General features: G+C 50.9%; 1 protein-coding gene. It reads right to left on the bottom strand.

The annotated features are described in order from the left end of the window. On the bottom strand, positions 1–1,286 hold a 1,286-nt coding region (locus tag F566_RS0100080), incomplete at both ends, for a Tn3 family transposase (protein WP_020404955.1).

Here is a 1,286-nt window from a genome sequence, read left to right as displayed (position 1 = left end):
ATTGGTCGCAACTTCACCACCTTTGCCGTAGAAGATGAATGAATTTGCACTGTTCCAGTTTTCCACGACATTCAGCCCTTCGTGGATCTCCTGGCGAAGTTCTTCAGAACCAATGTATCGGCACAGAAAGATGGTTTTGATAACTTTGCCCAGTTCGGCAAGCGCCTTGTACGTGGGATGCTGGACGTTGTTTCGGGTGAAACGGCGCAGTATGGCTTCTGGATCGGCAGTACCTTGCTTGAGCGCGGTTGCGTATTTGATCATCTCGTCGTATTGCTGGATGATCAGATCCCAATTGATAGGGCGTGTCAGTATGGGTTCCAGGTTTGGGTAATCGCCGGGTTTATCATCACCGGGCCGATAGAGTTTTTGGCTGGCAATGGCCTTGAGGCGCGGCAACAAATCGAACCCAAGCAAGTGAGAGAAGGCAAAAGCGACCTCACTTTGGCCATGACTATCGACATACTGCCGGTCAATCTCCATGTCCGTGCAGTGACGTAAAACGCCCTCGATCATGGCTGCCACTTCCGAAGAGGAACAACGCTTGAGCTGGGAGTAGATGCAGGTCGATTTCTTTTCCACATGCCAGTAAATCATGACGCCCCGGCCACCATAGCGAATGTGCCATTCAGTCATCAGGTTTTGATCCCAGGAGCCAAACTTCTTGGAATCCGAAGCACAGGAGGTCGTCCCTTCGCCCCATATCGCGGGATTGCGTGCAGTAAAAATCGCATTGGCAATTTGTCCAATGGCATTGCGTAAAGCGGCTTTGTGAATAAAACGGCGACGCACATTGAGCAGTTCTTTATAGCTGATCCCGTGACGACTGCCGCTGACTCGCTTTAATCCGGTGTTGGTGCCCATGCCATAGAGGCAAAGCAATATTCGCTGCTGTAAGCTTTGACGATCAAGATTTTCCCGGTCTGCTACAGTCTTGAAATGGTCACTAAATCCAATTCGCAGGTCGGCTTCCTTCAGCACATCGAGCAAGCTGGTCATGGGCCATCGACCGGTAATTTCACGCTTCAGATAAGCCAGGTTCATTGGCTCCTCTTGCGGGGTGAGCGGTGTAATGGATATCCGGTTTTTACCTTGGGACAAGATCCGCACCTTGCGATTTTTTGGCATTTCCCGATTGAGTAGTTCCAGCGCTGAACTCATTTCGTTACGCAGTTGCTCAACGAAAGCCGTTGCATCGGTAGTCTGGCCGAGATCCTGATAATAGTTTTCACGGTTGGTGTCGAAGTCCAGCGGGAGATCGTCATCGGGGTTACGGTAACGGTCGG

Origin of the sequence: Hahella ganghwensis DSM 17046 (assembly GCF_000376785.1) — a bacterium.
Lineage (GTDB): Bacteria > Pseudomonadota > Gammaproteobacteria > Pseudomonadales > Oleiphilaceae > Hahella > Hahella ganghwensis.
This window is presented reverse-complemented; position numbering and strand designations above follow the sequence as displayed.